General features: G+C 70.2%; 25 protein-coding genes. 18 read left to right on the top strand and 7 right to left on the bottom strand.

Translation table 11 applies throughout. The features are described from left to right. Positions 1 to 2: 2 nt before the first annotated feature. Positions 3 to 1,253, bottom strand: a complete 1,251-nt coding sequence (locus tag O4N75_RS20155; RefSeq protein ID WP_269627192.1) for a dicarboxylate/amino acid:cation symporter — start codon at positions 1,251 to 1,253, stop codon at positions 3 to 5. A 123-nt stretch (positions 1,254 to 1,376) separates the two neighbouring features. On the opposite strand from O4N75_RS20155, the gene O4N75_RS20150 reads away from it, so the two are divergent. After that, entirely contained in the window at positions 1,377 to 2,825 is a 1,449-nt protein-coding gene (locus tag O4N75_RS20150; RefSeq protein WP_269627191.1) for an AMP nucleosidase, read from the top strand. Positions 2,826 to 2,873: 48 nt separating this feature from the next. Here the strand turns inward: O4N75_RS20150 and O4N75_RS20145 are convergent, their stop codons facing one another. Continuing rightward, a complete protein-coding gene (locus O4N75_RS20145; RefSeq protein WP_269627190.1) occupies positions 2,874 to 4,898 on the bottom strand; it encodes a TonB-dependent receptor in 2,025 nt (674 codons plus the stop codon). 64 nt (positions 4,899 to 4,962) lie between these two features. Here O4N75_RS20145 and O4N75_RS20140 point away from each other — a divergent pair, with 64 nt between their 5' ends. Beyond that, complete coding sequence (locus tag O4N75_RS20140) at positions 4,963 to 5,748, top strand: hypothetical protein (protein WP_269627189.1); 786 nt, start codon at positions 4,963 to 4,965, stop codon at positions 5,746 to 5,748. Positions 5,749 to 5,892: 144 nt separating this feature from the next. Here O4N75_RS20140 and O4N75_RS20135 read toward each other — a convergent pair whose 3' ends face one another. Beyond that, positions 5,893 to 6,777 (bottom strand): LysR substrate-binding domain-containing protein, encoded by an 885-nt coding sequence (locus O4N75_RS20135; protein ID WP_269627188.1) that lies wholly within the window; start codon positions 6,775 to 6,777, stop codon positions 5,893 to 5,895. Between the two features lie 80 nt (positions 6,778 to 6,857). Here O4N75_RS20135 and O4N75_RS20130 point away from each other — a divergent pair, with 80 nt between their 5' ends. From O4N75_RS20130 to O4N75_RS20120, 3 genes are all read left to right on the top strand, one after another. After that, a complete protein-coding gene (locus O4N75_RS20130) occupies positions 6,858 to 7,862 on the top strand; it encodes a putative sulfate exporter family transporter (protein WP_269627187.1) in 1,005 nt (334 codons plus the stop codon). 50 nt (positions 7,863 to 7,912) lie between these two features. Then, entirely contained in the window at positions 7,913 to 8,686 is a 774-nt protein-coding gene (locus tag O4N75_RS20125; protein WP_269627186.1) for a tyrosine-protein phosphatase, read from the top strand. A 141-nt stretch (positions 8,687 to 8,827) separates the two neighbouring features. Beyond that, a complete protein-coding gene (locus O4N75_RS20120) occupies positions 8,828 to 9,997 on the top strand; it encodes an alanine--glyoxylate aminotransferase family protein (protein WP_269627185.1) in 1,170 nt (389 codons plus the stop codon). 148 nt (positions 9,998 to 10,145) lie between these two features. Here the strand turns inward: O4N75_RS20120 and O4N75_RS20115 are convergent, their stop codons facing one another. Further along, entirely contained in the window at positions 10,146 to 11,981 is a 1,836-nt protein-coding gene (locus O4N75_RS20115) for an ABC transporter ATP-binding protein (RefSeq protein ID WP_269627184.1), read from the bottom strand. 230 nt (positions 11,982 to 12,211) lie between these two features. Here O4N75_RS20115 and O4N75_RS20110 point away from each other — a divergent pair, with 230 nt between their 5' ends. Genes O4N75_RS20110 through O4N75_RS20100 form a run of 3 tightly spaced genes read left to right on the top strand, consistent with a single transcriptional unit; the run spans position 12,212 to position 15,793 of the window. Continuing rightward, positions 12,212 to 13,657: an MFS transporter gene (locus O4N75_RS20110; RefSeq protein ID WP_269627183.1), complete on the top strand. Its 1,446-nt coding sequence runs from the start codon at positions 12,212 to 12,214 to the stop codon at positions 13,655 to 13,657. Positions 13,658 to 13,694: 37 nt separating this feature from the next. Next, a complete protein-coding gene (gene pabB, locus O4N75_RS20105; protein ID WP_269627182.1) occupies positions 13,695 to 15,032 on the top strand; it encodes an aminodeoxychorismate synthase, component I in 1,338 nt (445 codons plus the stop codon). Then, on the top strand, positions 15,029 to 15,793 hold the full coding sequence (locus O4N75_RS20100) for an aminotransferase class IV (protein WP_269627181.1): 765 nt from the start codon (positions 15,029 to 15,031) through the stop codon (positions 15,791 to 15,793). Before pabB ends, O4N75_RS20100 begins: the two co-directional genes overlap by 4 nt. On the opposite strand, the gene O4N75_RS20095 is transcribed toward O4N75_RS20100, so the two are convergent. The 3 genes from O4N75_RS20095 to O4N75_RS20085 are packed head-to-tail and all read right to left on the bottom strand — an operon-like array spanning position 15,783 to position 17,369. Beyond that, positions 15,783 to 16,307, bottom strand: coding sequence for a TadE/TadG family type IV pilus assembly protein (locus O4N75_RS20095; protein WP_269627180.1), 525 nt, complete (start codon positions 16,305 to 16,307; stop codon positions 15,783 to 15,785). The two genes, O4N75_RS20100 and O4N75_RS20095, sit on opposite strands and share 11 nt — an antisense overlap. After that, a complete protein-coding gene (locus tag O4N75_RS20090) occupies positions 16,298 to 16,933 on the bottom strand; it encodes a TadE/TadG family type IV pilus assembly protein (RefSeq protein WP_269627179.1) in 636 nt (211 codons plus the stop codon). Before O4N75_RS20090 ends, O4N75_RS20095 begins: the two co-directional genes overlap by 10 nt. 55 nt (positions 16,934 to 16,988) lie before the next feature. Further along, positions 16,989 to 17,369, bottom strand: a complete 381-nt coding sequence (locus O4N75_RS20085) for a pilus assembly protein N-terminal domain-containing protein (protein ID WP_269627178.1) — start codon at positions 17,367 to 17,369, stop codon at positions 16,989 to 16,991. A 304-nt stretch (positions 17,370 to 17,673) separates the two neighbouring features. Here O4N75_RS20085 and O4N75_RS20080 point away from each other — a divergent pair, with 304 nt between their 5' ends. From O4N75_RS20080 to O4N75_RS20035, 10 genes are all read left to right on the top strand, one after another. Then, a complete protein-coding gene (locus tag O4N75_RS20080) occupies positions 17,674 to 17,856 on the top strand; it encodes a Flp family type IVb pilin (RefSeq protein WP_269627177.1) in 183 nt (60 codons plus the stop codon). 97 nt (positions 17,857 to 17,953) lie between these two features. Beyond that, entirely contained in the window at positions 17,954 to 18,145 is a 192-nt protein-coding gene (locus O4N75_RS20075; RefSeq protein WP_269627176.1) for a Flp family type IVb pilin, read from the top strand. Positions 18,146 to 18,267: 122 nt separating this feature from the next. Further along, on the top strand, positions 18,268 to 18,783 hold the full coding sequence (locus O4N75_RS20070) for a prepilin peptidase (RefSeq protein WP_269629400.1): 516 nt from the start codon (positions 18,268 to 18,270) through the stop codon (positions 18,781 to 18,783). A gap of 139 nt (positions 18,784 to 18,922) precedes the next feature. Beyond that, positions 18,923 to 19,786, top strand: coding sequence for a Flp pilus assembly protein CpaB (gene cpaB, locus O4N75_RS20065; RefSeq protein ID WP_269627175.1), 864 nt, complete (start codon positions 18,923 to 18,925; stop codon positions 19,784 to 19,786). After that, positions 19,783 to 21,240 carry a type II and III secretion system protein family protein gene (locus O4N75_RS20060; protein WP_269627174.1) on the top strand — a complete coding sequence of 486 codons (1,458 nt, stop codon included), beginning with the start codon at positions 19,783 to 19,785 and terminating at the stop codon, positions 21,238 to 21,240. Before cpaB ends, O4N75_RS20060 begins: the two co-directional genes overlap by 4 nt. After that, complete coding sequence (locus tag O4N75_RS20055; RefSeq protein WP_269627173.1) at positions 21,237 to 21,917, top strand: CpaD family pilus assembly lipoprotein; 681 nt, start codon at positions 21,237 to 21,239, stop codon at positions 21,915 to 21,917. Before O4N75_RS20060 ends, O4N75_RS20055 begins: the two co-directional genes overlap by 4 nt. Then, positions 21,917 to 23,416, top strand: a complete 1,500-nt coding sequence (locus O4N75_RS20050) for a CpaE family protein (protein WP_269627172.1) — start codon at positions 21,917 to 21,919, stop codon at positions 23,414 to 23,416. The genes O4N75_RS20055 and O4N75_RS20050 overlap by 1 nt, the downstream gene beginning before the upstream one ends. Next, on the top strand, positions 23,417 to 24,943 hold the full coding sequence (locus tag O4N75_RS20045; protein ID WP_269627171.1) for an ATPase, T2SS/T4P/T4SS family: 1,527 nt from the start codon (positions 23,417 to 23,419) through the stop codon (positions 24,941 to 24,943). It abuts the gene before it with no gap. A gap of 6 nt (positions 24,944 to 24,949) precedes the next feature. Beyond that, positions 24,950 to 25,927, top strand: coding sequence for a type II secretion system F family protein (locus tag O4N75_RS20040; RefSeq protein ID WP_269629399.1), 978 nt, complete (start codon positions 24,950 to 24,952; stop codon positions 25,925 to 25,927). 4 nt (positions 25,928 to 25,931) lie between these two features. After that, positions 25,932 to 26,912 (top strand): type II secretion system F family protein, encoded by a 981-nt coding sequence (locus tag O4N75_RS20035; RefSeq protein ID WP_267231747.1) that lies wholly within the window; start codon positions 25,932 to 25,934, stop codon positions 26,910 to 26,912. Positions 26,913 to 26,951 lie beyond the last annotated feature (39 nt).

The following is a 26,951-nucleotide window of genomic DNA, read 5'->3' as shown; positions in this document are numbered from 1 at the left end:
GGTCAGGCGCGGGCGGTTTCGCCCTCGCTGGGTTCCTCGATCTGGTTCTCCCACTTGGCGACCACCGCGGCGGCCACCGAGTTGCCGACCACGTTGGTGGCGCTGCGGCCCATGTCGAGCAGGTGGTCGACGCCGAGGATCAGCAGCAGGCCGGCCTCCGGCAGGTCGAAGTAGGTCAGGGTGGCGGCGATCACCACCAGCGAGGCGCGCGGCACCCCGGCCATGCCCTTCGAGGTCACCATCAGCAGCAGCAGCATGGTGATCTGCTGGCCGATGGTCAGCTCGATGCCATAGGCCTGGGCGATGAACATCACCGCGAAGGTGCAATACATCATCGAGCCGTCGAGGTTGAACGAGTAGCCCAGCGGCAGCACGAAGCTGGAGATCCGGCGCGACAGACCGAACTTCTGCAGTTCTTCCAGGGTCCGCGGATAGGCTGCTTCCGACGAGGCGGTGGCGAAGGCCAGCAGCGCCGGCTGGCGGATCTGGCCGAGCAGCTGCAGGGCGCGCTTGCCCACGATGAGGACGACCGCCAGGCTCAGCAGGCCCCACAGCACGCCGAGCGAGGCGTAGAAGCCGAGCACGAACTTGGCGTAGTCGATCAGCACGCCCAGGCCCTGGGTCGAGATGGTGGCCGCCAGGGCCGCGAAGATCGCCAGCGGCGCGGTCTTCATGACGTAGCCGGTGACCTTCAGCATGATGTTGGCGATCTGGTCGACCAGGGCGGTGACGGCCGGGGCCTTGTCGTCCAGCGCCGCGACCGCGGTGCCGACGAACACCGAGAACACCACGATCTGCAGGATCTCGTTGTTGGCCATCGCCTCGACGATCGACTTCGGCACCAGGTGGGTGACGAATTCCTTCAGGGTCAGCTTGCTGGCGTCGACCGTGCCGGCCGCGTGGCCTGCGCTGTCGACCAGGCCCATGCCGACGCCGGGCTGGATCAGGTGCACCATGATCAGGCCGATGGTCAGCGAGACGATCGAGGCGGTGATGAACCAGGCCATGGTCTTGACGCCGACCCGGCCGATGGAGGCGGCGTCCTCCATGTGGGCGATGCCCGCCACCAGGGTCGAGAACACCAGCGGGGCGATGATCATCTTGATCAGCCGCAGGAAGACGTCGGTGATGATGGTCAGGTTGTCGGCGACGGACTTGGCCTGTTCGGGGCTCAGCCCCTGGTTCACGCCCCAGCCGACGAGGACCCCGAGCACCATCGCCCCAACAATGAAGGCGGTGAAAAGTCTGTTCATGGCGGGTCCCCCAACGTCACTAGAGCAGGCCTTGTGGCCGACAATGGGGGCTTTCGTCCATAGGTTTGCAAAAGCGTGAAAGAGACGTCTCGCAACCTGCACAAGAGCAGGCTAAACTGACCCATGTTCAACGAAGAGAAAGCAGCCGCCATCGTCGAGCGGCTCAATACCGAATATCAGACGACCGTCGAAGCTCTGCGGAGCGCCCTGAAAACCTTCCTGGCCGGCGGCCCGCCGCCCAGTCCCGCCTCCCGCGCCGAAGGAATCTTCGCCTATCCGGAACTGCGGCTGACCTGGCCTCCGGGGCACAGCTACCCGCGCCTGTCGCGCGCCTACGCCCGCCTGTCGCAGCCCGGCGCCTACTCGGTCACCGTGACCCGCCCGGACCTCTACCGCGACTATTTGACCGAGCAGATCAGCCTGCTGATGGCCGACTTCGAGGTCACCGTCGACGTCGGGCGCTCGCGCCAGGAAATGCCGTTCCCCTATGTGCTGGACGGCGCTGTCGACCTGGCCATGGCCGATGTCGGCTCGGCCGAGATCGCCCGCCACTTCCCGACCACCGAGCTGGCCCATATCGGCGACGAGATCGCTGACGGCTTCTGGGACGCCAGCCTGGAGCCGACCCGGCCGCTGGCCCTGTTCGACGGCCTGCGCACCGACTTTTCGCTGGCCCGGCTGGCGCACTACACCGGCACCCCGGCCGAGCACGTGCAGCCCTACATCCTGTTCACCAACTACCACCGCTACGTGGACGAGTTCGTGCGCTGGGGCTGTCAGCAGATCGCCGAGGGCAAGTACGACGCCCTCTCGGCCGCCGGCCGCGTGCTGGTGACGGCAGAGACCAAGAACCCCGAGCAGGTGGTCGCCGACGGCGCCTGGCGGCGTCACCAGATGCCGGCCTACCACCTGATGGCCAAGGGCAAGCGCGGCCTGACCCTGGTCAACATCGGCGTCGGCCCCTCCAACGCCAAGACCATCACAGACCACCTGGCGGTGCTGCGGCCGCAGGCCTGGCTGATGATCGGTCACTGCGGCGGCCTGCGCGGCTCGCAGACCATCGGCGACTACGTCCTGGCCCACGCCTATCTGCGCGACGACCATGTGCTCGACGACGTGCTGCCGCCGGAAATCCCGATCCCGCCGATCGCCGAGATCCAGGTGGCGATGAACCGCGCCGCCGAGACCGTCACCGGCGAAAGCGGCGAGATGCTCAAGCGCCGGCTGCGCACCGGCACGGTGGTCACCACCGACGACCGCAACTGGGAGCTCCGCTTCTCGTCCTCGTCGCTGCGGTTCAATCAATCGCGCGCCGTGGCCATCGACATGGAGAGCGCCACCATCGCCGCCCAGGGCTACCGCTTCCGGGTGCCCTACGGGACGCTGCTCTGCGTGTCGGACAAGCCGCTGCACGGCGAGATCAAGCTGCCGGGCCAGGCCAACGCCTTCTACGAACGCGCCATCGGCCAGCACCTGCAGATCGGCATCGCGACCATGGACCTGCTGCGCGAGGAAGGCCCCCGGGTCCACTCCCGCAAGCTGCGCAGCTTCGACGAGCCGCCGTTCCGCTAGGCGTAGCGCGTTTTCCTCCCCCGCTTTGCAGGGGAGGAAAACGAGTCCCTAGAACTTCGTCCGCAGGCCGACCGCGAAGTTGCGGCCGCGCAGCGGGGCGACGTCGGCGATGAACGAGGCGTGGTTCAGCGCCTTCTCGTCCAGCAGGTTGGTCCCGCGCACGAACACCTGGCTGGCGAACCCGGCGGCGGCGAAGTCGTAGGCCAGCGTGCCGTTGAACATGTCGTAGCCCGGGGTCTTGGTCTCGAAGTCGGCGATCTTCTCCTGCTCGAAGACCCGCACGTATTCGAGGCTCCCCGACCAGTCGCCGCGGGCGAAGTCGCCCCGCACCCCCAGCCGCCCGGCCGGAATGCGCGGCAGGTCGCCGCCCTCGTCGAACTTCGCGCGCACATAGTCGCCGAACACGCTCGCCGACAGGCCCGGCGCGAAGGCGTGGCGCACCTCGCCCTCGATCCCGGTGAAGGTCGCGTCCGCCTGGCTGTAGCGGATCAGCCGGAAGTCCTCGAACTGGTCGAGGGTGCGGGCGAAGATGTAGCCGTCATAGGCGTAGCGATAGGCGCTGGCCGAGAAGGTCGTCGCCCCGCCGGTCTTCTTCAGGCTCAACTCCACCGAATTGGCGGTCTCGACGTCCAGGGTCGGAGTCCCGATCTCATAGGTGTTGGTCGCCAGGTGGACGCCGCGGGCGTACAGCTCCTGGGCGCTCGGGGCGCGCTGCGAACGCGCCACCGACAGGCTCGCCGCATAGTCCGGGGCCAGCCGCCAGGTGGCCGCCGCCGAGGCCGAGAACGGGCTGTGGTCGGTGTCGATGCGGCCGACGGCGCGGGCGTCCTGCCACTCCTGGCGCAGCGCCCCCTCGAACCGCCAGGCGCCGAGCTCCAGCTCCTCGAGCACGAAGATCGCCGAGTTGGTCGTCCGGCTCTTGGGAATGAACGACTCCGCGCCGACCGCCGCGAAGTCGCTGCGCGCGGTCTGCACCCCGACCACGCCGCGCAGGGCGCCGAGCGGCGCATGCTGCGCCTCGATCCGGGCGTCATAGCCCTTGTTGGTGAAGGTGGTCGCCACCAACCCGTCGTCGATCTCGTCGTGGGCGTAGTCGGTGTAGCCGCCGCGCAGGCGGATGCGCTCGATCCCAGCCAGCGGGTCGCGCAGTTCGCCGCGCACGTCGACCCGCTTGCTCCTCAGCTCGACGATCGGCGCGCCGTGCTCGTCGCCCTCGCCATGTTCGTGCTCATGATCGTGGTCGTGGCCGCCGCAGTGCAGGCTCGAGCCGTGCGGGTGGCAGTCCTCGTATTCGTGGCTGTGGCCGGGCAGGCCGTAGGTGCTGCGCTGGTCGGTATAGGCCGCGCCCAGGTATCCCTGGCTGCCGATCCACGACAGGCCGAGCGTCGCCGTCCGGCTGCGGTTGAACGAGCCGTCCAGCGTGTCCTCCGGCCAGTCCGGAACCTCGTAGTCGTCGGCCCGGCGGCCGGCCGCTTCCAGCCGAATCGCGAAATTGCCGGTCCCGCCGGTCACTCCGACCACCCCGGCCCGCTCGTTGTCGGCCGAGCCCAGACGTACTTCAGCGACGCCCTCGAAGCCGTCGTCGGGAATGGCGGTCGGGACCTTCTTGTCGATCAGGTTGACCGCGCCGCCGATCGCCCCGCCGCCATAGAGCAGGGCGCTGGGCCCGCGCAGGATCTCGACGCCCTCCAGCAGCAGCGGCTCGCCCGACACGGCATGGTCCGGCGACACCTCGGAGGCGTCCATGATCGCCGCGCCGTCGGTCAGCACCTTCACCCGCGGCGCGGTCTGGCCGCGGATCACCGGCCGGCTCGCCCCGCCGCCGAAGGTGTCGGAGTTGACGCCCGGCAGGCCGGTCAGGGTCTCGCCCAGCGTCGCCTGCCGGCGATGGTCCAGGTCCTGGCCGCGCACCACCGCCACGCTGGAGGCCACGTCCCTGTCGGAGCGGCCCAGCGGGTCGCCGGTGACGACGATTTCGCCGATTTCCGCGCCAGGCCCGGATTGGTCGGCCCAGGCCGCGGTGGCGCTCGCCGACAGGCTGGCGGCGGCGAGCAGGACAGTTCGAAGTTGCATTTTACGGGACCCCGGCACATGACTGAAGCCTCGTTCATTATGTTATAACATAACATTCATCAAGATGCCTCCCGCTCCTCAAGGCGCCCTCAAGACCTCGGCGCTCTTCCGCCATATCGAGCACCTCCAGGGCGACGTCCCCTGGGGCGGCTTCCTCGACGCCGGGACCGGCGTGAACTCGGCGCTGTGGTCGACGGGGCTGGCCACCGACCGCTGGTGCGCGGTGACCGGCTCGGCGGCGCACGGCGATCAGGTGCGCGAGCGCGTCGGCGCGCGGCTGCGCGCGCAGGATCGGCTGATCGTCGGCAACTGGACCGACGGCGACCTGCTGGCGGAGGAGGGGTTCGACACCGTGCTCGCCGACTATCTGGTCGGGGCGGTCGAGGGCTTCTCGCCCTATTTCCAGCCGCACCTGTTTGCGCGACTGCGGCCGCTGGTGAAGCGGCGGCTCTATGTGATCGGGCTCGATCCCTACGTGACCGGCGAGGCGCCCACCGAGGCGGCGCGTGCGGTGCGCGACATCGGGCGGCTGCGCGATGCGGTGCTGCTGCTGGCCGGCGAGACGCCCTATCGCGAATTCCCGGCCGAATGGGTGGTGAGCAGCCTGCGGGCCTCGGGCTATCGGGTGCTGTCCGCACGCCGCTTCGGCAACCGCTATCGCGCGGCCTGGGTGAACGGGCAGCTCGACATGGCGGCGCGCCGCCTCGCCAAGCTGCCCGACTCCTCCCTCGCCGCAGCCATGGGGCTGTGGGTCGAAACGATGCGGGGGCGCAGTCTCGACCTATGCCTGCGGCACGGCGGGCTCGCTCACGGCCATGACTATGTCATCGCGGCCGAAGCGTCCGCCTGAGGGATGGGAGGATCTCCCGACCGCGACGTGCATCTGTCAGCGAAATCAGCGTTTCACGGGGATCCCGCGGACGATAGGCCTTTGTCCGCCGTGCGTCGGGTTTGGGCCCCACTTTGGGGCGCCGCGCCTGGCGGTGAAGTCGGACTAGAGCGCGCCGGACAGGCTATCCAGCAGCGCCGCAGCCGCACGGCTCGGCCGGCGGTCCGGGTGGCGGACCAGGTCGAACGGGCGCGGCGGCAGTTCCGGTCCGACCGCGACCAGCGCGCCGCTGGCGATCAGCGGCCGCGCCGCCAGTTCCGACACCGCCGCCAGCAGCCCGCCCTGCGTCACCGCCGACAGGATCGCCTCGTTCGAGGCCAGCACCAGCGCGCAGGGCAGGGCGTCGGGATCGATCCCCAGGTCGCGCAGCGCCTGTTCGAACTCCGAGCGCGTGCCCGAGCCGGCCTCGCGCCGCGCCCAGCGGTGGTCGAGGAGCGCGGCGACCTCGAACCCCCGGCCCCGCGCCAGCGGGTGGTCGGGCGTGGCCACCATCGCCAGCCGGTCGGCGCCGACCTGCCGCCGCTCCAGCCGCGGCGCCTCGACCGCGCCCTCGACGAAGCCCAACTCGACCGCCCCGCTCAGCACCGCCTCGGTCACCTGGGCGGTGTTGCCGATCGCCAGATGCAACTCGATCCCCGGATGGGCCCGCCCGAACGCCGCCAGGCGCGGCGGCAGCCAATAGGCCCCGACCGTCTGGCTGGCGAAGATGTCGATGCGCCCGCGCTTCAGGCCGGCCAGGTCGTCCAGCAGCCGCTCGGCGTCGGCGGCGCGGGCCAGCACCGCCCGGGCTTCGGGCAGGAAGGCGCGGCCGGCCTCGCTCAGCGTCAGGCCGCGGCCGACTCGGTCGAACAGCCGCGCGTCGTGCCGCGCCTCCAGCGCCGCGATCGCTGCGCTGGCCGCCGACTGGGTGATGTTCAGCGCCTGCGCTGCGCGCGTCATGTGCTGGCGCTCGGCCACCGCCACGAAGATGCGCAACTGCTCCAGGGTCATGGCGGTATGATCTGAATTGACGATCGGTATGGCAAGAACAATGCGTTGGAATGATCGAACGCCAAGGCGGACAAGGGGGCATGTCGCCCGCCCTCGCCATTCGCCATCGCCTGCCCGGGGTGCTGCTCTGCGCGCTGCTGGGGCTCGCCGCCGTCGGCCTGCAGGGGCTCGAGGCGCGGCTGACCGGCCGCGCCTGGCTGGAGGCCTTGGTTCTCGCCATCCTGCTCGGCGCTGCGGTCCGCACGCTCTGGACGCCGGGACCGCTCTGGAGCGGCGGGATCGAGTTCAGCGCCCGCACCCTGCTCGAATTGGCCGTCGCCCTGCTCGGCGTCGGGGTCAGCGCCGACGCCCTGGCGGCGGTCGGTCCGGCGATGCTGGCCGGGATCGCCCTGGTTGTGGCGCTATCGGTGGCTGGCGGCTACGCCATCGCCCGGGCCTTCGGCCTGCCGCGCCGCATGGCGGTGCTGATCGCCGCCGGCAACTCGATCTGCGGCAACTCGGCGATCGCCGCCGTCGCTCCGGTGATCGGGGCCGAGCCGGACGACGTCGCCTCGGCCATCGCCTTCACCGCCGTGCTCGGGGTCGGGGTGGTGCTGGCCGTCCCGGCGCTGGCCGCCTGGCTCGGCCTCGCGCCGCTGGCCGCCGGGGCCTTCGCGGGCCTCACCGTCTACGCCGTGCCCCAGGTGCTGGCCGCCGCCGCGCCGGCGGGGGCCGCGGCCGTGCAGGTCGGGGCGCTGGTCAAGCTGACCCGCGTGGTGGCGCTCGGGCCGGTGTGCCTGGCGCTCGGCCTCTTGTCGCGTCGCGGAGCGCCCGCGGACCTCCCCCGCCTGGTTCCCTGGTTCGTGGTCGCCTTCCTGGCGCTGGCCGCCCTGCGTGCGGCGGGCGTCGCCCCGCAGCCGGCGATCCAGGCCGCCGGCCAGATCTCCACCTGGCTGACCATCGCCGCCATGGCCGCGTTGGGGCTCGGGACCGACGTGCGGGCGCTGCTGGCGGCCGGGCCGCGGGTCGTGGCGGCGGCCAGCCTGTCGTTGCTGCTGCTCGGCCTGCTGGCGCTTGGTCTGCTGACCCTGCTCGGCTGGGCCTGAGGCGCCGCGCCCCCTCGAAATCACGCCTGGGACGCGCTAAATCCGCCGCCATGACGACGATCAAATTCGAAGCCATCGACAACTTCCGCGACTTCGGCGGCTACGACACCGCCTGCGGCCGGGGCCTGAAGGCCGGACGCCTGTTCCGCTCGGCCAATCACGCCTACGCCACCGACGGCGACCTCGCCGGCTTGCGTGACCTGGGGGTCGGGGTGATCGTCGACCTGCGCCGCCGCCGCGAGCGCGAGCGCGAGCCCTCGCGCCGCTGGGAAGGCTTCTCCGGCGCGGTGATCGAGAACGACATCGACGGTCCTGAGCACGACTGGGCCGACGCCCTGAAGGCCGCGCCCAGCGTCAATGCCGACTGGTTCTTCAACGACAGCCTCGGCTTCTACCGCGCCGCGCCGCACGCCGAGCGGATCATCGACCTGTTCAGCCGCTACTTCGCCACCCTGGCGAAGACAGACGGCGCCGTGGTCGTCCACTGCGCGGCCGGCAAGGACCGCACCGGCATGATCTGCGCCCTGACCCACCACATCGCCGGCGTGCACCGCGACGACACCATGGCCGACTATCTGGCGACCAACGCCGCGGCGGACGTTGAGAAGCGCATCGAGTTCCTCGGCCCCTGGATCCACGACCTGACCGGCGTCACCGTCGACGACGCCGGCCTGCGCCAGGCGGTCAGCGTCCACGAGGCGTTCCTCGCCGAAGCTTTCTCGGTGATGGTCGAGCGCCACGGCTCGGTCGACAACTACCTGGCCGAAGTTCTCGGCGTCGACGCCGCCCTGCGCGACAAGATCGAGGCCCGCATCCTGGGCTGACGCCGCTTCGACTGCGGCGCGAATGGGTCCCGGCCTTTCGCTTCGCTCCAGCTGGGATGACACTTGCTGGGTTTCCCTGGGCTGACATCGCCGCCCCGATCCCCTAAGCGTCCCCGCAACCAACAAAGACGGGGACCAGTCATGCAGAGCTTCCAGCCGCCGCGGCGCATCCTGATGGGGCCCGGCCCCTCCGACGTCAGCCCCCGCGTGCTGGCCGCGCTCGCCCGCCCGACCATCGGCCACCTGGACCCGCAGTTCCAGGATCTGATGGAAGAGATCAAGGGCGCGCTGGCCCGGCTGTTCAACGCCCCCGACCACGCCTGCGTCCCGCTGCCCGCGCCCGGCACCGCCGGCATGGAAGCGGCGATCATGAACCTGCTGGAGCCGGGCGACCGCGCCGTCATCGCCATCAACGGCGCCTTCGGCGGCCGCATGGCCGACATGGCCGACCGGGCCGGCGCCGAGGTCGTGAAACTCGAGTTCGAATGGGGCAAGCCGGTGGATCCGGCCGTGGTCGAGGAAGCGCTCAAGGCCGCCCCGACCAAGGTCCTGGCCTTCGTTCACGCCGAGACGTCGACCGGCGCGCGCTCGGACGCCGCCACCCTCTGCGGCCTGGCCCGCCAGCACGGCGCGCTCTCGATCGTGGACTGCGTGACCTCGCTCGGCGGGATCACCGTCGACGTCGCCGCCTGGGACGCCGACGCGGTCTATTCCGGCACCCAGAAGTGCCTATCGGCCCCTCCGGGCCTCTCGCCGATCGCGCTGTCGAAGCGCGCGCAGGCGGCGATCACCGGCCGCAAGACCAAGGTCCGTAACTGGCTCTGCGACTTCAACCTGCTGATGAGCTACTGGGGCGGCGACGGCGGGCGCACCTATCACCACACCGCGCCGATCAACGCGCTCTACGGCCTGCACGAAAGCCTGGTCGCCCTGTTCGAGGAAGGCCAGCAGGCCGTCCTGGTCCGCCACGCCCGCACCCATGAGGCGCTGGCCGCCGGCATCGAGGCCCTGGGCCTGAAGTTCCTGGTCGACGCCAAGGACCGCCTGCCGCAGCTCAACGCGGTGATCGTTCCCGACGGCGTCGATGAGGCCGCCGTCCGCACCTACGTGCTCGACAAGTGGGACCTGGAGCTCGGCGCCGGCCTTGGCCCGCTGAAGGGCAAGGTCTGGCGCATCGGCCTGATGGGCGCCTCGGCGACCCCCTGGCACGTCCGCCTCTGCCTCAACGCCCTGGCCGAAGCCCTCGCCGCCCAAGGCTTCAAGGCCGACACCCAGGCTGCGCTCGCCGCCGCCGACGCCAAGCTGGCCTGAAGCCATCAGATCCTCCCCCGCTGGGGGAGGTGGATCGGCGCATAGCGCCGAGACGGAGGGGGACTGCTCTCAAGAGAGTTAAAGTCCCCCTCAGTCAGCCATGAGGCTGACAGCTCCCCCAGAGGAGGAGCATCGTCTCCCATCGCCCCTAGATGCTCGCCTGCATCCGGTAGAGCCGCTCATAGGCCCCGCCGGCGGCGATCAGCTGCTCGTGGCTGCCCTGCTCGGCGACGCCCTGGTCGGTCAGCACCAGGATGCGGTCGGCGTTCCGCACCGTCGACAGCCGGTGGGCGATGACCAGGGTCGTGCGGTTGCGGGCCAGTTCCCCCAGCGCGCCCTGCACGGCCTTCTCGCTCTCGTTGTCGAGCGCGCTGGTCGCTTCGTCGAAGATCAGGATCGGGGCGTCCTTGAGGAAGGCGCGGGCGATGGTCAGCCGCTGCTTCTGCCCGCCCGACAGCTTCACCCCGCGCTGGCCGATGTCGGTGTCGTATCCGTTCGGCAGCGCCATGATGAAGTCATGGGCGTTGGCCCGCCGGGCCGCCTCGACGATCTCGTCCTCGCTCGCGTCCGGTCGCCCATAGCGCAGGTTTTCGGCCACGCTGCCGGCGAACAAGTAGACGTCCTGCTGCACCACCGCGACGTTGCGCCGGAGCGAGCTCAGCGTCAGGTCCCGCACGTCGGTCCCGTCGACCAGCACCGCCCCGCCGCTCGGCTCGTAGAACCGCGGGATCAGCGAGCACAGCGTCGTCTTGCCGACCCCGGAGGTCCCGACCAGCGCCACGAACTCGCCGGGGCGGACGTCCAGCGAGACGTTGCGCAGCACGTGCGGGCCGTCCTCCTCGTAGCGGAAGCTGACGTTTCGGAACGCGAGCGCCCCGCGCGGCCGCTCCAGCACGATTGCGCCGGGCCGGTCGGCGACCTCCGGCGCGGTCTCCAGGATCTCCATCATTCTGGTGAACCCAGTGTAGCCCTGCTGCCAGAGCCGTACGAAGTTCGCCAGCCGCTGCACGGGGTCGATCAACACCGCCACGCACAGGAGGAAGGTCAGCATGTCGGCGACGCTCAGCTGCGCCTGCTGCACGCGGATCGCCCCGGCGACGATGACCACCACGGTGATCAGCTGGGCGAAGGTGGTGGTCCCGACCGAGAAGAAGGCCTCGCTCTTGTAGCCGGCCCGCCGAGTGTCGAGGAACTTGAGATTCTCCGCCTCGAAGCGGCGGTTCTCGACGTCCTCGTTCGCGAACGACTTCACCACCCGGATGCCGGCCAGCGAATCCTCGACCCGCTCGTTGATCGCCCCGACCTGCCGCTTGGACTGGGTCAGGGCGATGCTCATCCGCCCGCTGAAGTGCAGGGCGTACAGCACCGCGAACGGGATGATCGCGACAATCATCAGGGTCAGCGGCACGTCGAGATAGGCGAGGATGGCGATCGCCCCGGCGAACTTCAGCACCGCGATGGCCAAGTCCTCGGGGCCGTGGTGATAGAGCTCGCCCAGCATGAACAGGTCGTTGGTGATCCGGCTCATCAGCTGCCCGGTCCGGGTCCGGTCGTAGAACCGGAAGGGCAGGGTCTGGCAGTGCTCGAACAGCTCCTTGCGAAGCGCGCTCTCCATCTTCGCGCCCATCACATGGCCCTGATAGTCGACGAACAGCGTCGCCAGGACCTGCACCGCCAGCAGGCCCAGCATGATCCCGCCGACCGCGTAGATCTGGTGCAGGATCTGCGGCGTCGCGCCGCTCGCCCCGAGCTGGCGGGCGACGTAGTTGGCGCACAGCGGCAGGAACAGCGCCGTCGCCGAGACGAGCACTGCACAGGCCAGGTCCGCCAGGAGCAGCGGAATGTGCGGCCGATAGTAGGAAACGAATTTCAGCGCCCGGGCGCGCGCCTGGGCGTCGAGGCCGGCCGTCCGCGACGGCCGAAGGGCGTGGGGGTTATGCGGCGCGTCTGCTTGCGCCAGCGCCCCCGGAGTACGTGATTGCATGAACGATCATGTCCTGTTGCGAGGATTTTCCTTTCTGGTTGGACACGAACGTTCTCATTTCACTCTCCCTGCGCCGGCCGATGTCGACGCGCCGGACTATGCCGCCCGCTCGCCGCGTGGGCAACCGACGTTATCTCTCCGCCATGCCGCTTTTTCGATTCCCAAGCCCGCACCGGGGCGTAACCTGCCGGCCAAGTCCGCCGCCATGAGCGGGCGTCCGGGAGAGCCCCTTGAGTACAGTCGAAGCCAGCGGATCGGGGTCGGTCGCCGACCTCCCGATCGACGCCGAAGTCATGGGGGACGGCCGCCTGAACCGCGGCGGGGTCGCCTGGTCGCTGTTCGAGGGCGCCCGCAATCCCTACGTGATCCTGATCACCATCTACATCTTCATGCCCTATGTGGCGGGCGTGATGGTCGGCGACCCGGTGCGCGGCCAGGAGGTGATCTCCCAATGGAGCCAGTACGCCGGCTGGGCGGTGATGCTGACCGCGCCGTTGCTCGGCGCCTCGATCGACCAGCTGGGCCCGCGCAAGGGCTGGCTGGCCCTGATCGTAGGGCTGATGGTCCCGATGATGGTCGCGCTGTGGTGGGCCAGGCCCGACCACAGCGGCCTCAGCGTCACCATGGTCATGCTGCTGGTCACCGCCATCGGCCTGCTGTTTGCGTTCAGCGAGGTGCTGCACAATTCGCTGCTGGTCCGCGCTGCGGGCTTAGGCGCGGCGCACAAGGCCTCGGGCCTGGCTCTGGCGCTCGGCAACCTCACCTCGGTGGTGGCCCTGGGCTTCACCGCCTGGGCCTTCGCCCTGCCGGGAAAGGTCGACTGGGCCTGGGTGCCTGCCGCGCCGCTGTTCGGGCTCGATCCGGCCAGCCATGAGCCCGAGCGGGTGGTGGCGCTGCTCGCCGCCGGCATCTTCGCGCTCGGCGCCTTGCCGCTGTTCCTGTTCACGCCCGACGCGCCGAAGACCGGGATTCCGATGCTCACCGCGTTCCGCAGCGGCGCGGTCCAGTTGGTGCGGATGGTCGCCACCGTGCGCCGCTACAAGGACGCGGCCGTCTATCTGGTCAGCCGGATGTTCTATGTCGACGGCATGAACGCCATCCTCATCTACGCTGGGCTCTACGCCATCGGCGTGATGAAGTGGGGCGCGCTGGAGATGCTGATGTACGGCATCGTCCTCTCCGTCCTGGCGGTGCTCGGCGGCTTCGTCGGCCGCTGGCTGGACGCCGGCCTCGGCCCCAAGGGCGCGGTGCGCGTCGAGATCTTCATGTCGCTGCTCGGCATCATCGCCCTGTTGGGCATGGCCCCGGACAGGATCCTCTATTTCTGGGCCTACGACGTCGCCGCCCATCCGCCGATGTGGGACGGGCCGGTGTTCCGCACCCTGCCGGAGTGGATCTACATACTGATCAGCTTCTCCAATGCGGTGTTCATCACCGCCCAGTACGCCTCCAGCCGCACCATGCTGACGCGGATCACCCCGCCCGATCAGACCGGCGCCTTCTTCGGGGTCTATGCGCTGTCGGGCGTCGCCACCGGCTGGCTCGGGCCGATGATGGTCAACTGGGGCACCAAGGCGACCCACAGCCAGCAGGGCGGCTTCGCCATGGTGACGATCCTGCTGGCCATCGGCTTCGTCGGCCTGCTGTTCGTGCGCGGGGGCGGCCGGCGCATCTGACTTCCCCTGGCGCCGCGCTGGGGCTAAGGCCCGGGCCATGACCTGCGTCGTCCAGCTTTCCGCGCCCTGGCGCGAACCGGCCGAGGTGCTCAGCGCCTTCGCCGGCGAGCCGTGGGCGCTGGGCCTGGTCACCGGCGGGACGGGCGCGCGATGGTCCTATGTCGCCCGCGCGCCGTCCGCGACCCTGACGCACCGCGCCGGCGAGGCCGGCCAGCCGTTCGCCCGCCTGCGGGATCTGCTCGGCCCGCCGGCGGCGCCGGCGACGGACGGCCCGCCGTTCCAGGGCGGCGTGGTGGGCCTGGCCGCCTACGAGCTTGGCGACCACGTCGAGGCGCTGGGCCTGGCGCGCCAGCCGGACTGGCCCGATCTCGCCGCCGCCCGCTACGACGCCCTGCTGGCCTTCGACCGCCGGGCCGGGAAGGTGATCGCCGTCGGCCGCGCCGGCGACCACGATACGGCGCAGGCCCGCGCCCGCGCCGCGCTCGGCTGGCTGGACGCCGCCCCGCGCGCGCCCCGCGGCGGCGTCCTCGCCGGGCCGCTGCAGGCGAGCGACGCGGCCGCCTACGAGGCGGCGGTCGAGGAGGTCGTCGCCCGCATCCGCGCCGGCGAGATCTTCCAGGCCAACATCGCCCGCGCCTGGACCTGCGCGCTGGCGGCGGGCGTGCAGCCCTTCGACCTCTTCGCCCGGCTGCTGGACCAGAGCGCCGCGCCGTTCGCCGCCTATCTGCGCCTGCCGGGCCTGGCCCTGGTCTCCAACTCGCCCGAGCGCTTCCTCCAGGTCCGTGAGGGCGCGGCGCAGACCAAGCCCATCAAGGGCACCCGGCCGCGCGGCGCCGACCCGGCGAGCGACGCCGCCCTCGCCGCCGAGCTGCTCGCCAGCGACAAGGACCGGGCCGAGAACCTGATGATCGTCGACCTGATGCGCAACGACCTGGCCCGCGTCTGCGCGCCGGGCAGCGTCAAGGTCCCCGCGCTCTGGGCGCTGGAGAGCTTCGCCAACGTCCACCACCTGGTCTCCACCGTCACCGGCGCGCTGAGCCCGGGCCGCGACGCCCTCGACCTGCTGGCCGCGGCCTTTCCGCCCGGCTCGATCACCGGCGCGCCCAAGGTCCAGGCGATGAAGGTGATCGCCGAGCTGGAGACCCCGCGCGGTCCCTATTGCGGTTCGCTGTTCTGGGCCGGCGCGGACGGCGGCTTCGATTCCAGCGTCCTGATCCGCACCGCCGCCTGCGTGCAGACCGCCGGCGGCTGGCGGGTGGAGGCGCGGGCCGGGGCCGGAATCGTCGAGGGCAGCGACCCGCACGCCGAGCGCCTGGAGACGGAAGCCAAGATCGCAGCCCTGGCCAATGCGCTCACGGAGGCGCCCCCCGCATGATCCCGCTCGACGACCGCGGCCTGCTGCTCGGCGACGGCCTGTTCGAAACCCTGCTGGCCGTGGGCGGCGCCCTCGTCGATCCCCGGCCGCACCTCGAACGCATGGCCGCCGGCTGCGCGGCCCTCGGCCTGCCGCCGCTCGACCGCGCCGCGGCCGAAGCGGCCATGGCCCAGGCGCTCGCCGGATTGGAAGCCCCCCGCGCGGCGGTGCGCCTGACCCTCACCGCCGGGTCCGGCGGCCGCGGTCTGGATCGGCCGCAGGCGCCGGCCGTGCGCCTCCTCGCCTCGGCCGCTCCGGCCCCGGCCCCGCAGGACCCGGCCGACCTGATCACCAGCACCGTCCGCCGCAACGAGCTCTCGCCCGCCTCGCGGCTGAAGACGCTGTCCTATCTCGATAACGTCCTGGCCCGGGCGCAGGCGCGCGAGGCCGGCATGGACGAGGCGCTGATGCTCAACACCCGCGGCGACGTCGCCTGCGCGGCGGCGGCCAATGTCTTCTGGCTGTGGGGCGGACGGCTCTACACGCCGGGGCTCGACTGCGGCGTGCTGGCCGGAACCATGCGGGCGAAGGTGATCGCGGCGTCGGCGGGGCAGGGACTGAACGTCGTCGAGACCCGCTCGGGGCTCGCCGAGCTGGCCCGCGCCGACGCGGTGTTCCTGACCAACAGCCTGATCGGCGTGCGCCAGGCCAGGTCGCTGGACGGCTTCGCCTGGGATCATTCGCCGCTGGTCGCGGCGCTCGCCGCCGCGGTCAGGGGTTGAGCGCGATCGGCACGCCGGCGCGCGGCGCCAGGTCCATCTTGTGCCGGAAGGTGAACTTGCCCGGCAGCATCCGCTGGAACGGCGTGGAGTACTCGTAGACGGTCTCGGCGCGCAGCACCGCGGTGTTCGGGGTGCGCATGGTGGGGGCGACGGTGGTCACGTCGGTGGCCGGAATGGTGCGGCCGTTGTCCATGGTCCACTTCTGCTTTGGGGCGCCGCTGGCGTCGATCTCGATGCTGGTCACCCGGATCGCCAGGGTGTCGGTCGAGAACGGCTTCATGATCGCGGTGCTGGCGCCGAAGATGCCGTTGACGTCGGCGCTCGTCACCTGGGCCTGCTGGGTCACTAGGTCGCCGACCGCGGTGGTGACCGCGCTGGCCCGGCGGTTGGCCAGCAGCGCCTGGGTCGCCTCGACCATGCCGAAATAGAGCGCCAGCACGATCGGCACGATGAAGGCGAACTCGACGGCGGCCGAGCCGCGACGGTCGCCGATCAGGTCGTTTCTTACGGGCATTGGGTGCTGTTCCCGCGGCGGGAGAGCGCCGGATTGAACGGCTCGTTGCGGAACAGCCGCGTCGAGCTGATCATCCGGCCGCCGTCATAGTTCTTGAACAGCGGGCGGATCAGCGGCGTGACGATCGGCCATTTGAAATAGGTCGTGACCACCACGATGTCCTCCGGGTTCCCGGCGCACCAGTCGAGCTGATTGGGGTTGAAGGTGGTCGGGTCAAAGACGGTCGGATCGCGCGGCTGCAAGGCGCCGGCGGCGACGTAGCTGTCGAAGGTGCGGGCCTCGACGAACAGCGGGTTGGGGTCGGGATCGCCCGGCTCGGGCGCGGCCTGGGTGCACATCTGCTGCAGCCAGCTCATGTTGGCGCAGACCAGCCGGCGGAAGCCCTCCTGGCCCTTCATGTTGCTGGGCCCCTGCTGGAACACCCCGGTGCGGATGTTGCGCGCGGCGAAGTCGGTGGCGGTGTCCAGGGTCGCCGAGACCAGCAGGATCATCGCCAGCTCCAGCACCCCGAAGACCAGGATCATCAGCGGCATGCTGATCAGGGCGAACTCCACCGCCGTCGCGCCGCGGCGCGAGCGCACGAACCGTCTAATGGCGGCGCGAAGCTGGATGGCAGAGCGCGGCATGGCGTCTCCAGGGGCGTGAGCGCCGGAGACTAGCCAAGTCTGGCTAACCGGAGGTTTAAGGCTTTGCTGAATCGCCGCCCGAGCGTTCGCAGCCGCCGGCGCAGGCGTACTCCTCGACGCGCGGACCGCGGATCACCGACACCCGGCCCTGGCTGGGGGCGGCGACCACCACCTGGCGCTCCAGCACCGTGCGGCCCAGCTGGTCGATGACCACCAGGTTGGTGACCCCGTAGCCGCGTCCGCTGACCACCGCCTTGCCGGCGTCGATCACGCTCACGTCGGCGATGGCCGGATTGCCGACCAGCACGTCGCGGGTCCCCCGCGGCAGGGCCAGGGGGGTGCTCTGGTCGATCGGGACGACCAGCGCCGGCGCGGCCTGGGCGGCCCCCGCGAGGGCGGCCAGGGCGAACGTCAGGGACAGGATCGGGCGGCGCATGGGCGGTTCCAGCGTGAAGGCGTCGAGCGAAGACTCGATTGGAATGGTCAATAAAGCCTGAACTTTCGGCCCCTCGCGGGCGCGAGAATCATTATGTCGAAACGCCGAAAATCCCCAATTCCGGGCTCGTGGTTAACCGATATTTACAGTAAACGCAAGTAAACCATGAGTGAAGATTCGTTTATACATGACTGTTTACTGCCGATTAAGCCAAGTTTGCGAAAGTCATCCTGCGTTTCGGGGCGAGCAGACCAAAAGGTTTGATGCCTCAACAATCTGCTCGCTAAACAAAAGGAGATCGAGCATGTCGAAGTTCGTTTCGCGCTTCCTGAAAGATGAGTCCGGCGCCACCGCCATCGAGTACGGCCTGATCGCGGCCCTGATCGCCGTGGCCCTGGTCGCGGCCATGGGCTTCCTGAGCGATGGCCTGTCGAGCGCTTTCTCGGACATCGAGGGCACTCTGAAGGATCCGAAGAGCGCGACGTAAGCGTTCACGGTTCGACGGACCGCGGCGGCGAAAGCCGCCGCGGTTGCGTCTTCTGACGTGATGTTCCGACCACGGTTTGCCGGGAAGGGGTTGCGGAATGAGAAAGCTACTTGAACGGTTCCGCGTTCAGCAGTCGGGCGCGACCGCCGTCGAATACGCGCTCATGGCGGCTCTCATCACCATCGTCCTCGTCGCGGCCCTGGGGCCGTTGTCGGTCGCCCTGACCGAGGCGTACCGCACCGTCGCCAACGCCTTTCCCCAGACGCCCGCGCCTCCGCCTGCGCCATAGGGCGTCGGGACTGAACAGAAAAAAGGCCGCTCTCCGCAGCGGCCTTTTTCTTTTCAATCATCCATTCACGGCTGGGCGCGCAAAGTGCCGTCGAACAAACGTTCCGGACCGTTCCAGACATGATCACGCTTCTCCAGGCCGCGTTGCTGCTCGTCTTCCCGGTGCTGGTGATCGTCGGCGCGCTGCGCGACCTGACCAGCTTCACCATCCCCAACTGGATCTCCGGCCTGCTGATTCTCGCCTTCTTCCCGGCGGCCCTGCTGGTCGGGATTGCGCCCATGGCCATCGGCGCGCACCTGCTGATCGGGCTCGGCGCGCTGGCGGTGGGCATCGGGATGTTCGCCCTGCGCTGGATCGGCGGCGGCGACGCCAAGCTGTTCGCGGCCGCCGCCCTCTGGCTCGGCGCGCCGGCCGCGCTCTCCTATGTGGTGATGACGGGCATGGCCGGCGGCGCCTTGGCGTTGGCCCTGATCAGCCTGCGCTCGCCGCTGCTGCGCCCCTACGTGCTCAGCGGCCCGGCCTGGTTCGGGCGGCTGGCCGATCCCAAGGAGGCGGTGCCCTACGGGGTGGCGATCGCGGCCGGGGCGCTGGCGACCTTCGCGACCTCGCCGCTGATGAAGGCCTGGCCTGGTTTCTAAACGTGGCTTTAGGCCGCGTTAACCATGGGCCGCGCAAACAGACCATGCCGGCAAAACGCCGGTAGACCGAATCGCGTGCGCCCGCGGACCGCGGCGCACCCGCCCGTCACCCGCTTGCGCGGAGCCTCGAGCACCGACCATGGGTCCCGCCCGTATCGCCTTGTTGGCCGTCGCCGCGATCGCCGCCATTGGGCTGGCCTTCATCGTGCGCGGCATGGTCACGCCCCAGCGGCCCGAGGCGCTCGCCGCCGCGCCGCCGCCGCAACCCGTGGTCCAGGTGCTGGTCGCCAAGCGTGAGCTGCCGATCGGCACCCGCCTGACCCCCGCCGACCTCGGCTGGCAGCCCTGGCCCGCCAACGCGCTCAACGCCGCCTTCGTCACCGACGGCGCCGCGCCGGCCCTGCCGGCGAAGATGCCCGACAAGGCCGTGCAGAAGGCCGCCCGCGCCGCCAACGACCTGGTCATGCCCCAGGGGCCGATCCAGGCCTTCGAAGGCGCGATCGTCAAGGAGGCCCTCGCCGCGGGCGAGCCGGTGGTGGCGCGCAAGGTGGTCCGCGCCGGCCAGAGCGGCTTCATGGCCGTGGTGCTGGCGCCGGGCATGCGGGCCATGGCCATACCGATCAACGCCGAGACCGCGGCCGGCGGATTCATCCTGCCGGGCGACCGGGTCGACGTGCTGCAGAGCCGTCAGGACTCCAGCGGCGGCGCCAAGGCGATGCTGACCGAGGTGCTGATGCGCAACGTCCGCGTCCTGGCCATCGACCAGAACATCGAGCCGGCCAAGGACTCCCGGACCATCGTCGGCGGCGTCGCCACCATCGAAGTTCCCGCCGCCGACGTCGAGGTCATCGCCCGCGGCAAGGCCCAAGGCGAGATGCAGCTGGCCTTGCGCTCCTACGCCGACATCGGCGGCCCGCCGGGCCGCGGCGTCGCCAGCCGCGCCTCCGCCCAGGGCGTGCGCGTGTTCCGCGCCGGGCAGGTCACCGAGGTCGCCAATCCATGACGCCGCGCCGCATCCTCACCGCGCTCGCCGCCTCCGCCGCCCTGCTGGCGCCGGGCGCGGCCATCGCCCAGGCGGCCGAGGCCGCCGCTCCCGCCATGGCCGCGGGCCTCGCCGCCCAATCGGCGGTGGTCCGCGTCAACCTGACCGGCGGGACCGCCTCCCAGGCGCTCAACCTGCCGACCGGCAAGTCGGCGATCATCGAGCTGCCGGTCGACGTCCGCGACGTGCTGGTGACCAATCCGGGCGTCGCCGACGCCATGCTGCGCTCGCCGCGGCGGATCTTCATCCTCGGCCTCAAGAACGGCACCACCGACGCGGTGTTCTTCGACTCCGCCGGCCGCCGCATCCTGGCGCTAGACATCCGCGTCGACCAGGATCCGAGCGCTGTCGCCCAGACCATCAACCGCATCGTGCCGGGCGCCCGCGTCCAGGTCGATTCGATGAACGAGAGCCTGATCCTCTCGGGCCAGGTGGCGAACCTGGCCGACGCTGACAGGGCCATGCAGATCGCCCGCGCCGCGGTGGCCAACCCCGACCGGGCGATCAACATGATGAGCGTCGCCGGCAAGGACCAGGTGATGCTCAAGGTGCGCATCGTCGAAATGCAGCGCAACGTCATCAAGCAGCTCGGCGTCAATATGAACGCCGTGCTCGGCGAGCTGGGCAGCACCCAGTTCCTGCTCGGCACGACCTCCAGCTTCGCGATCAACGGCGCCTTGCTCGGCGGCGGCGTCGCCCAGGTCCGCGAGCTCGGCGGCAAGTATGAGGGCGAAGCCACCCTCAAGGCTTTCGAACGCGTCGGTCTGGTGCGCACCCTCGCCGAGCCGACCCTCAGCGCGGTCTCCGGCGAATCGGCCCGGTTCCTGGCCGGCGGCGAGTTTCCGATCCCGGTGGCTCAGGACACAAACGGCGCCATCAGCGTCCAGTTCAAGCCGTTCGGCGTCGGCCTCGGCTTCACCCCGGTGGTGCTGTCCTCGGGCCGCATCGCGCTGAAGCTGTCGACCGAGGTGTCGGAGCTGACCAGCCAGGGCGCATTCTCGGTCGGCACGCCCGGCACCGGCACCACCCTGACTATCCCGGCCCTGACCGTGCGGCGCGCCGAGACCGCGGTCGAGCTGCCCTCCGGCGGCTCGATGATGATCGCTGGCCTGTTGCAGGAAAAGACCAAGCAGAACATCGACAGCCTGCCCGGCATGACCACCCTGCCGGTGCTCGGCGCCCTGTTTCGTTCGCGCGACTACTTGGCCGGCGAGAGCGAGCTGGTGATCCTGGTGACGCCCTACATCGTCGACGCTGCCGACCCCAAGCGCCTGCAGACGCCGGTCGACGGTCTGCGCATCGCCGACGATCCGTCCACCGTTCTGATGGGCTCGCTGATCAAGGCCTACAACGCCAATCCCCAGGCGCAATCGGGGCGCAGCTATCAGGGGCCGCATGGCTACGTGATCGAATGAGCGCACTTCGCCTTTCCGTCCTGGTCGCCGCCGCCGCGGTTCTCAGCGCCTGCGCCAGTACGTCGCCGCCGCCGGAGCTGACCCGCGCGCAGGCCGCCCGCACCCCGACCGAACTCTGGACCCCGGACGTCCAGCCGCAGACCGCGGAGATCCGCCTGGCGGTCCACGCCCAGGGATTGTCGCCGACCCAGCAAGACGCCCTGGCTCGGTTCGCCGGCGATTGGCGGCTCGGCGGGCGCGGTCCGATCACCCTGCGCGCGCCGGTCGGCGGGCCCGACGCGGCGATGGTGTCGCGCGCGACCGAGGGCGCCCGCGCCACGCTGGCCAGCTACGGCGCCGAGGTCCGCGTCCAGGGCTACGAGGCGGGGGGCGACGCCCGCGCGCCGTTGATCGTCGGCCGCGAGAGCTACGCGGTGTCGATCCCGACCTGCGGTCGGCAGTGGGACAACATCTCACGCTCGGCGACCAACGAGGTGCAGTCGCAATTCGGCTGTTCTGTCACCGCCAACATGGCGGCCCAGATCGCCAATCCGGCCGACCTGCTCGGCCCGGCGGCCATCGATCCGGCCGACGCCCAGCGCCGCGACGTGACGCTCGGCAAGTACCGCAAGGGCGAGGTCACGTCCTCGGCCAGTGACAGTCAGGCGAAGGGCACGGTGTCGCAGGTGGTCAACTGATGAAGCCGCAACAGGGCGCAGATCCCTTCGATCTCGACTTCGACGCCGACGACGAGTTCGCCTCGCCGCCGGAGGCCGCGTGGCCCGAACCGCCGCCCGCCGCCGAAGCCGCCGCCGCCGATCCGTTCGCCGACCCCTTCGCCGACCTGCCGCCGGTGCGCGAGAGCGCCCGCGCCGAGGCTCGGCTCGAGGCCGCCGCCGAGGACGACTTCGACGAGCCCGCCGTGCCGCCGTTGCCGCCGGAGCGGCCGGCCGCGACCAATCCGGTGCATGACATGCTCGCTGGGGCCGAGGCGGCCTTCGGCGAGGCCAGCCTGCCGCGGATCACCGTCCACATCTACTGCGCCAGCGCCGAGACCGCTGAGTTCGCCGAGGTCGCCGCCGCCGACCGGCGCATGGAGCGTGGCGTCGTCGTCGTGCGCATGGGCGGCCTGGCCGCCGCCGTCGAGGCCTATCAGAACCAGGCCACGCCCTCGCTGGTGATGGTCGAGAGCACCGATCCGGCCCCGGTGCTGCTGGCTCAGCTCGACCGCCTGGCCGAGGTCTGCGACCCGGGCACCAAGGTGGTGGTCATCGGTTCGGCCAATGACATCGCCCTCTATCGCGAGCTGATGCGCCGCGGAGTGTCGGAGTATCTGGTCCCGCCGCTCAACCCCCTGCTGCTGGTCCGCACCGCCACCGGCCTCTACGCCGATCCCTCGGCGCCGTTCATCGGTCGCCAGATCGCTTTCTGCGGCGCCAAGGGCGGGGCGGGGGTCTCGACCCTGGCTCACAATGTCGCCTACTCGATCACCGAGCGGCTGCAGACCGGCGCGGTGCTGGTCGACCTCGACCTGCCGTTCGGCACCGCCGGGCTCGACTTCAACCAGGATCCGCTGCAGGGCGTCGCCGACGCGCTCGGCCAGCCCGACCGCCTCGATCCCGTCCTGATGGACCGGATGATGGCCCGCTGCTCGGAGCGCCTGTCGCTGTTCGCCGCCCCGGCGACGCTCGACAGCGACTACGACATCTCGGCCGAGGCGTTCGAGGAGGTCACCCAGAAGATCCGCGGCGCCGCGCCGTTCGTGGTGCTCGACCTGCCGCACGTCTGGACCGCCTGGAAGCGCAAGATCCTGCTGTCGTCGGACGATCTGGTGATCGTCGCCACGCCCGACCTGGCCTCGCTGCGCAACGCCAAGAACATCGTCGACCTGGTCCGCCGCGCCCGGCCCAACGATGCGCCCCCGCGCTTGGTGCTGAACCAGGTCGGGGTGCCCGGCCGTCCGGAAATCCCGGTCAAGGACTTCGGCGAGGCGCTCGACCTCACCCCCGCGCTCTGCCTGCCGTTCGATCCCAAGCTGTTCGGCCAGGCCGCCAACAACGGCCAGATGATCAGCGAGGTCGGCCCCAAGTCGAAGGCCGCCGAGGGCCTCGACCAGCTGGCCCAGCAGATCGCCCGCCGCGAGCCGCCGCAGGTCCAGAAGACCTCGCTGCTCTCCGGCCTGTTCAAGAAGAAGTAGATGTTCGGCAAGCGCCCCACAGAAGGCGGGTCGCAGGCGCCGCGCCAGGCGCCGCCTCCCGCCGCCGAAGGTCCGGCGATCGCTACGCGCCCGCAGCGGATCGAGCCGTCGCCCACGCCGGCTGCGCCGGTGCAGACGCCGCCGCCGGCCAGCGAGCGCGCCAAGCCCGCGGCCGGCCCGAAGCCGACCCTGGGCTTCGAGCAGCTGCGCGCCGCCCAGGGGCCGGCGCCGACCACCCAGGTCGTCCGCGAGCAGAGCGACTACTACCACGCCACCAAGACCACGATCTTCAACGCCCTGATCAACACGATCGACCTGGCGCAGCTGGCTCAGCTCGACGCCAAGCAGGCCGCCGAGGAGATCCGCGACATCGTCGCCGAGCTGGTGGCGATCAAGAACGTCTCGATGTCGGTGTCCGAGCAGGACATGCTGGTCCAGGACATCATCAACGACGTCCTCGGCTACGGCCCGCTGGAGCCGCTGCTGGCCCGCGACGACATCGCCGACATCATGGTCAACGGCGCGGGCCGGGTGTTCATCGAAGTCGCCGGTCGCGTGCAACTGACCAATGTCCGCTTCCGCGACAACGGCCAGCTGATGAACATCTGCCAGCGGATCGTCAGCCAGGTCGGCCGCCGGGTCGACGAAAGCTCGCCGATCTGCGACGCGCGCCTGCCCGACGGCAGCCGCGTCAACGTCATCGCCCCGCCCTTGGCGCTGGATGGTCCCACCCTGACCATCCGGAAGTTCAAGAAGGACAAGCTGACCATGAAGAACCTGGTGGAGTTCGCCTCCATCAGCCCGGAAGGGGCGCGGGTTCTCGGGGTCATCGGCGCCTGCCGATGCAACCTGGTCATCTCCGGCGGGACCGGCTCGGGCAAGACCACCCTGCTCAACACCCTGACCGCCTTCATCGACCCGTCCGAACGCGTCATCACCTGCGAGGACGCCGCCGAGCTGCAGCTCCAGCAGCCGCACGTCGTGCGTCTGGAAACCCGCCCGCCGAACCTGGAAGGGCAGGGCCAGATCACCATGCGCGACCTGGTCAAGAACTGCCTGCGGATGCGTCCGGAGCGGATCATCGTCGGCGAAGTCCGCGGCCCGGAGGCCTTCGACCTCCTCCAGGCGATGAACACCGGCCACGACGGCTCGATGGGGACCCTGCACGCCAACTCCCCGCGCGAGGCGATCAGCCGGATGGAGTCGATGATCACCATGGGCGGCTACGGCCTGCCCTCGAGGACCATCCGCGAAATGATCGTCGGCTCGGTCGACGTGATCATCCAGGCCGCCCGCCTGCGCGACGGCTCGCGCCGCATCACCCACATCACCGAGGTGGTGGGCCTGGAAGGCGACGTGATCATCACCCAGGACCTTTTCGTCTACGAGATCACTGGCGACGACGCCGACGGCAAGGTCCTCGGCCGTCACCGCTCCACCGGCATCGCCCGGCCGCGGTTCTGGGACCGCGCCCGTTACTATGGCCTGGAGCGCGAGCTGGCCGAAGCCCTCGACGCGGCGGAATAGCCGATGTTGCTGACGCTGCTGATCGCCGTGCTCGGGTTCGTCGCCATCGCCGGCGTCGGCCTGGCCCTGGCCGGCGGCTCGACCGCCGACGCCAAGACGCTGAAGCGAGCCCAGGCCCTGGTCGGCGGCGAGGAGCTGCGCGAGGCCAATCGCCGCCGCCCCGCGGTCAGCGCCCAGGAACAGCGCCGTCGGCAGATCATCAAGACCCTCAAGGATCAGGACCGCGAGCAGAAGAAGGCCCTGCTCAGCATCTCCTCGAAGCTGCGTCAGGCCGGCATCGGCATGAAGGTCAGCACGTTCTGGCTGATCAGCGCGGGCCTCGCCCTCGTGGTCCTGCTGGTCGTCTGGGCGGTCACCAAGATGCCGCTGGCGGCTGTCGGCCTTGCCTTCGCCGCGGGTCTGGGCCTGCCGCGCTGGGTGGTGGGCGCGATCGCCAAGTCGCGGATCAAGAAGTTCACCGAGGCCTTTCCCGACGCCATGGACATCGTCGTGCGCGGCATCAAGTCGGGCCTGCCCGTGCACGACAGCCTGCGGGTCATCGCCAAGGAGGCGCCCGAACCGTTGGCCGGTCAGTTCCACCGTCTGGTCGAGGGCATCGGCATGGGCATGACCATCGACCAGGCGCTCGACAAGATGCACGCCGAGATGCCGACCCCCGAGGTGCGGTTCTTCGCCATCGTGCTGGCGATCCAGGCCAAGACCGGCGGCAACCTGGCCGAGGCGCTCGGCAACCTCTCCACCGTCATCCGCTCGCGCAAGCTGATGCGCGAGAAGGTCAAGGCGCTGTCGGCCGAGGCGGTGGCCTCGGCGGCGATCATCGGCTGCCTGCCGCCGGCGGTGGCGATCCTCATCTTCATCACCGCGCCCGACTATATGGGCCCGCTGTTCACCGATCCGCGCGGCCGCGTGATGCTGATGATCGGGGCCTTCTGGATGACGCTCGGCGTGCTCTCGATGCGCAAGATGATCAACTTCAGGCTCTGACGGCATGGTCGAGACGCTCACCAACCCGACCAACCTGCTGACCATCTTCGTGGCGGTGGTCTGCTTTGCGACCATCGTCACCATCGCCACGCCGATGATGAACCGCCGCGGTCTCGAGGCGCGGCTGAAGTCGGTGTCGACCCGCCGCGAGGAGCTGCGCCGCAAGTCGCGCGAGGCCCTGGCCGGATCCCGCGGCCAGAGCAGCCTGCGCCACGTCGACGAGGGCCTCTACAAGAAGGTCGTCGAACGCCTCCAGCTCTCGCGCCTGCTGGAGGATCCGAAGGTGGTCGAAAAGCTGGCCCAGGCCGGCTTCCGCGGCCCGCGGCCGGTCTCCACCTTCTACTTCTTCCGGTTCATCCTGCCGTTCGTGTTCTTCATCGTGGTCGGCGGCTACCTATTCCTGGTCAACGATTTCGACCTGCCGCCGATGACCCGGTTCTTCTTCGCTGTGGCGGCGATGACCGGCGGCTACTACGCGCCGAACGTGTTCATCACCAATGTCTCGCAGAAGCGCCGCGACTCCATCGTCGGCGCCTGGCCCGACGCCCTCGACCTGCTGCTGATCTGCGTCGAGAGCGGCATGTCGATCGAGGCCGCGATCCAGAAGGTCGCCCAGGAGATCGGCGGCGCCTCGATCGAGCTGGCCGAGGAGCTGACCCTGCTGACCGCCGAGATCTCGTACCTGCCCGAGCGGCGGCTGGCCTATGAGGGGCTGGCCCGGCGGACCAACCATCCGGGCATCAAGTCGGTGACCACCGCCATGATCCAGGCCGAGCGCTACGGCACCCCGCTGGGCGCGGCCCTGCGGGTCATGGCCAAGGAGAACCGCGAGATGCGCATCTCCGCGGCCGAGAAGAAGGCCGCCCAGCTGCCCGCCAAGCTGACGATCCCGATGATCGTCTTCTTCCTGCCGGTGCTGTTCATCGTCATCCTCGGCCCCGCCGCGCTCAAGGTCAGCGACCTGATGCGGGCTGGCGGCGGCTGACGGTTGGACGGCTTCTGGCGGCGGCGGCCACGACGCAGG

Origin of the sequence: Phenylobacterium sp. NIBR 498073, from assembly GCF_027286305.1 — a bacterium.
Classification (GTDB): domain Bacteria; phylum Pseudomonadota; class Alphaproteobacteria; order Caulobacterales; family Caulobacteraceae; genus Phenylobacterium.
Note: the sequence above shows the minus strand (reverse complement) of the source record. Positions and strands in the feature narration are given on the sequence as shown.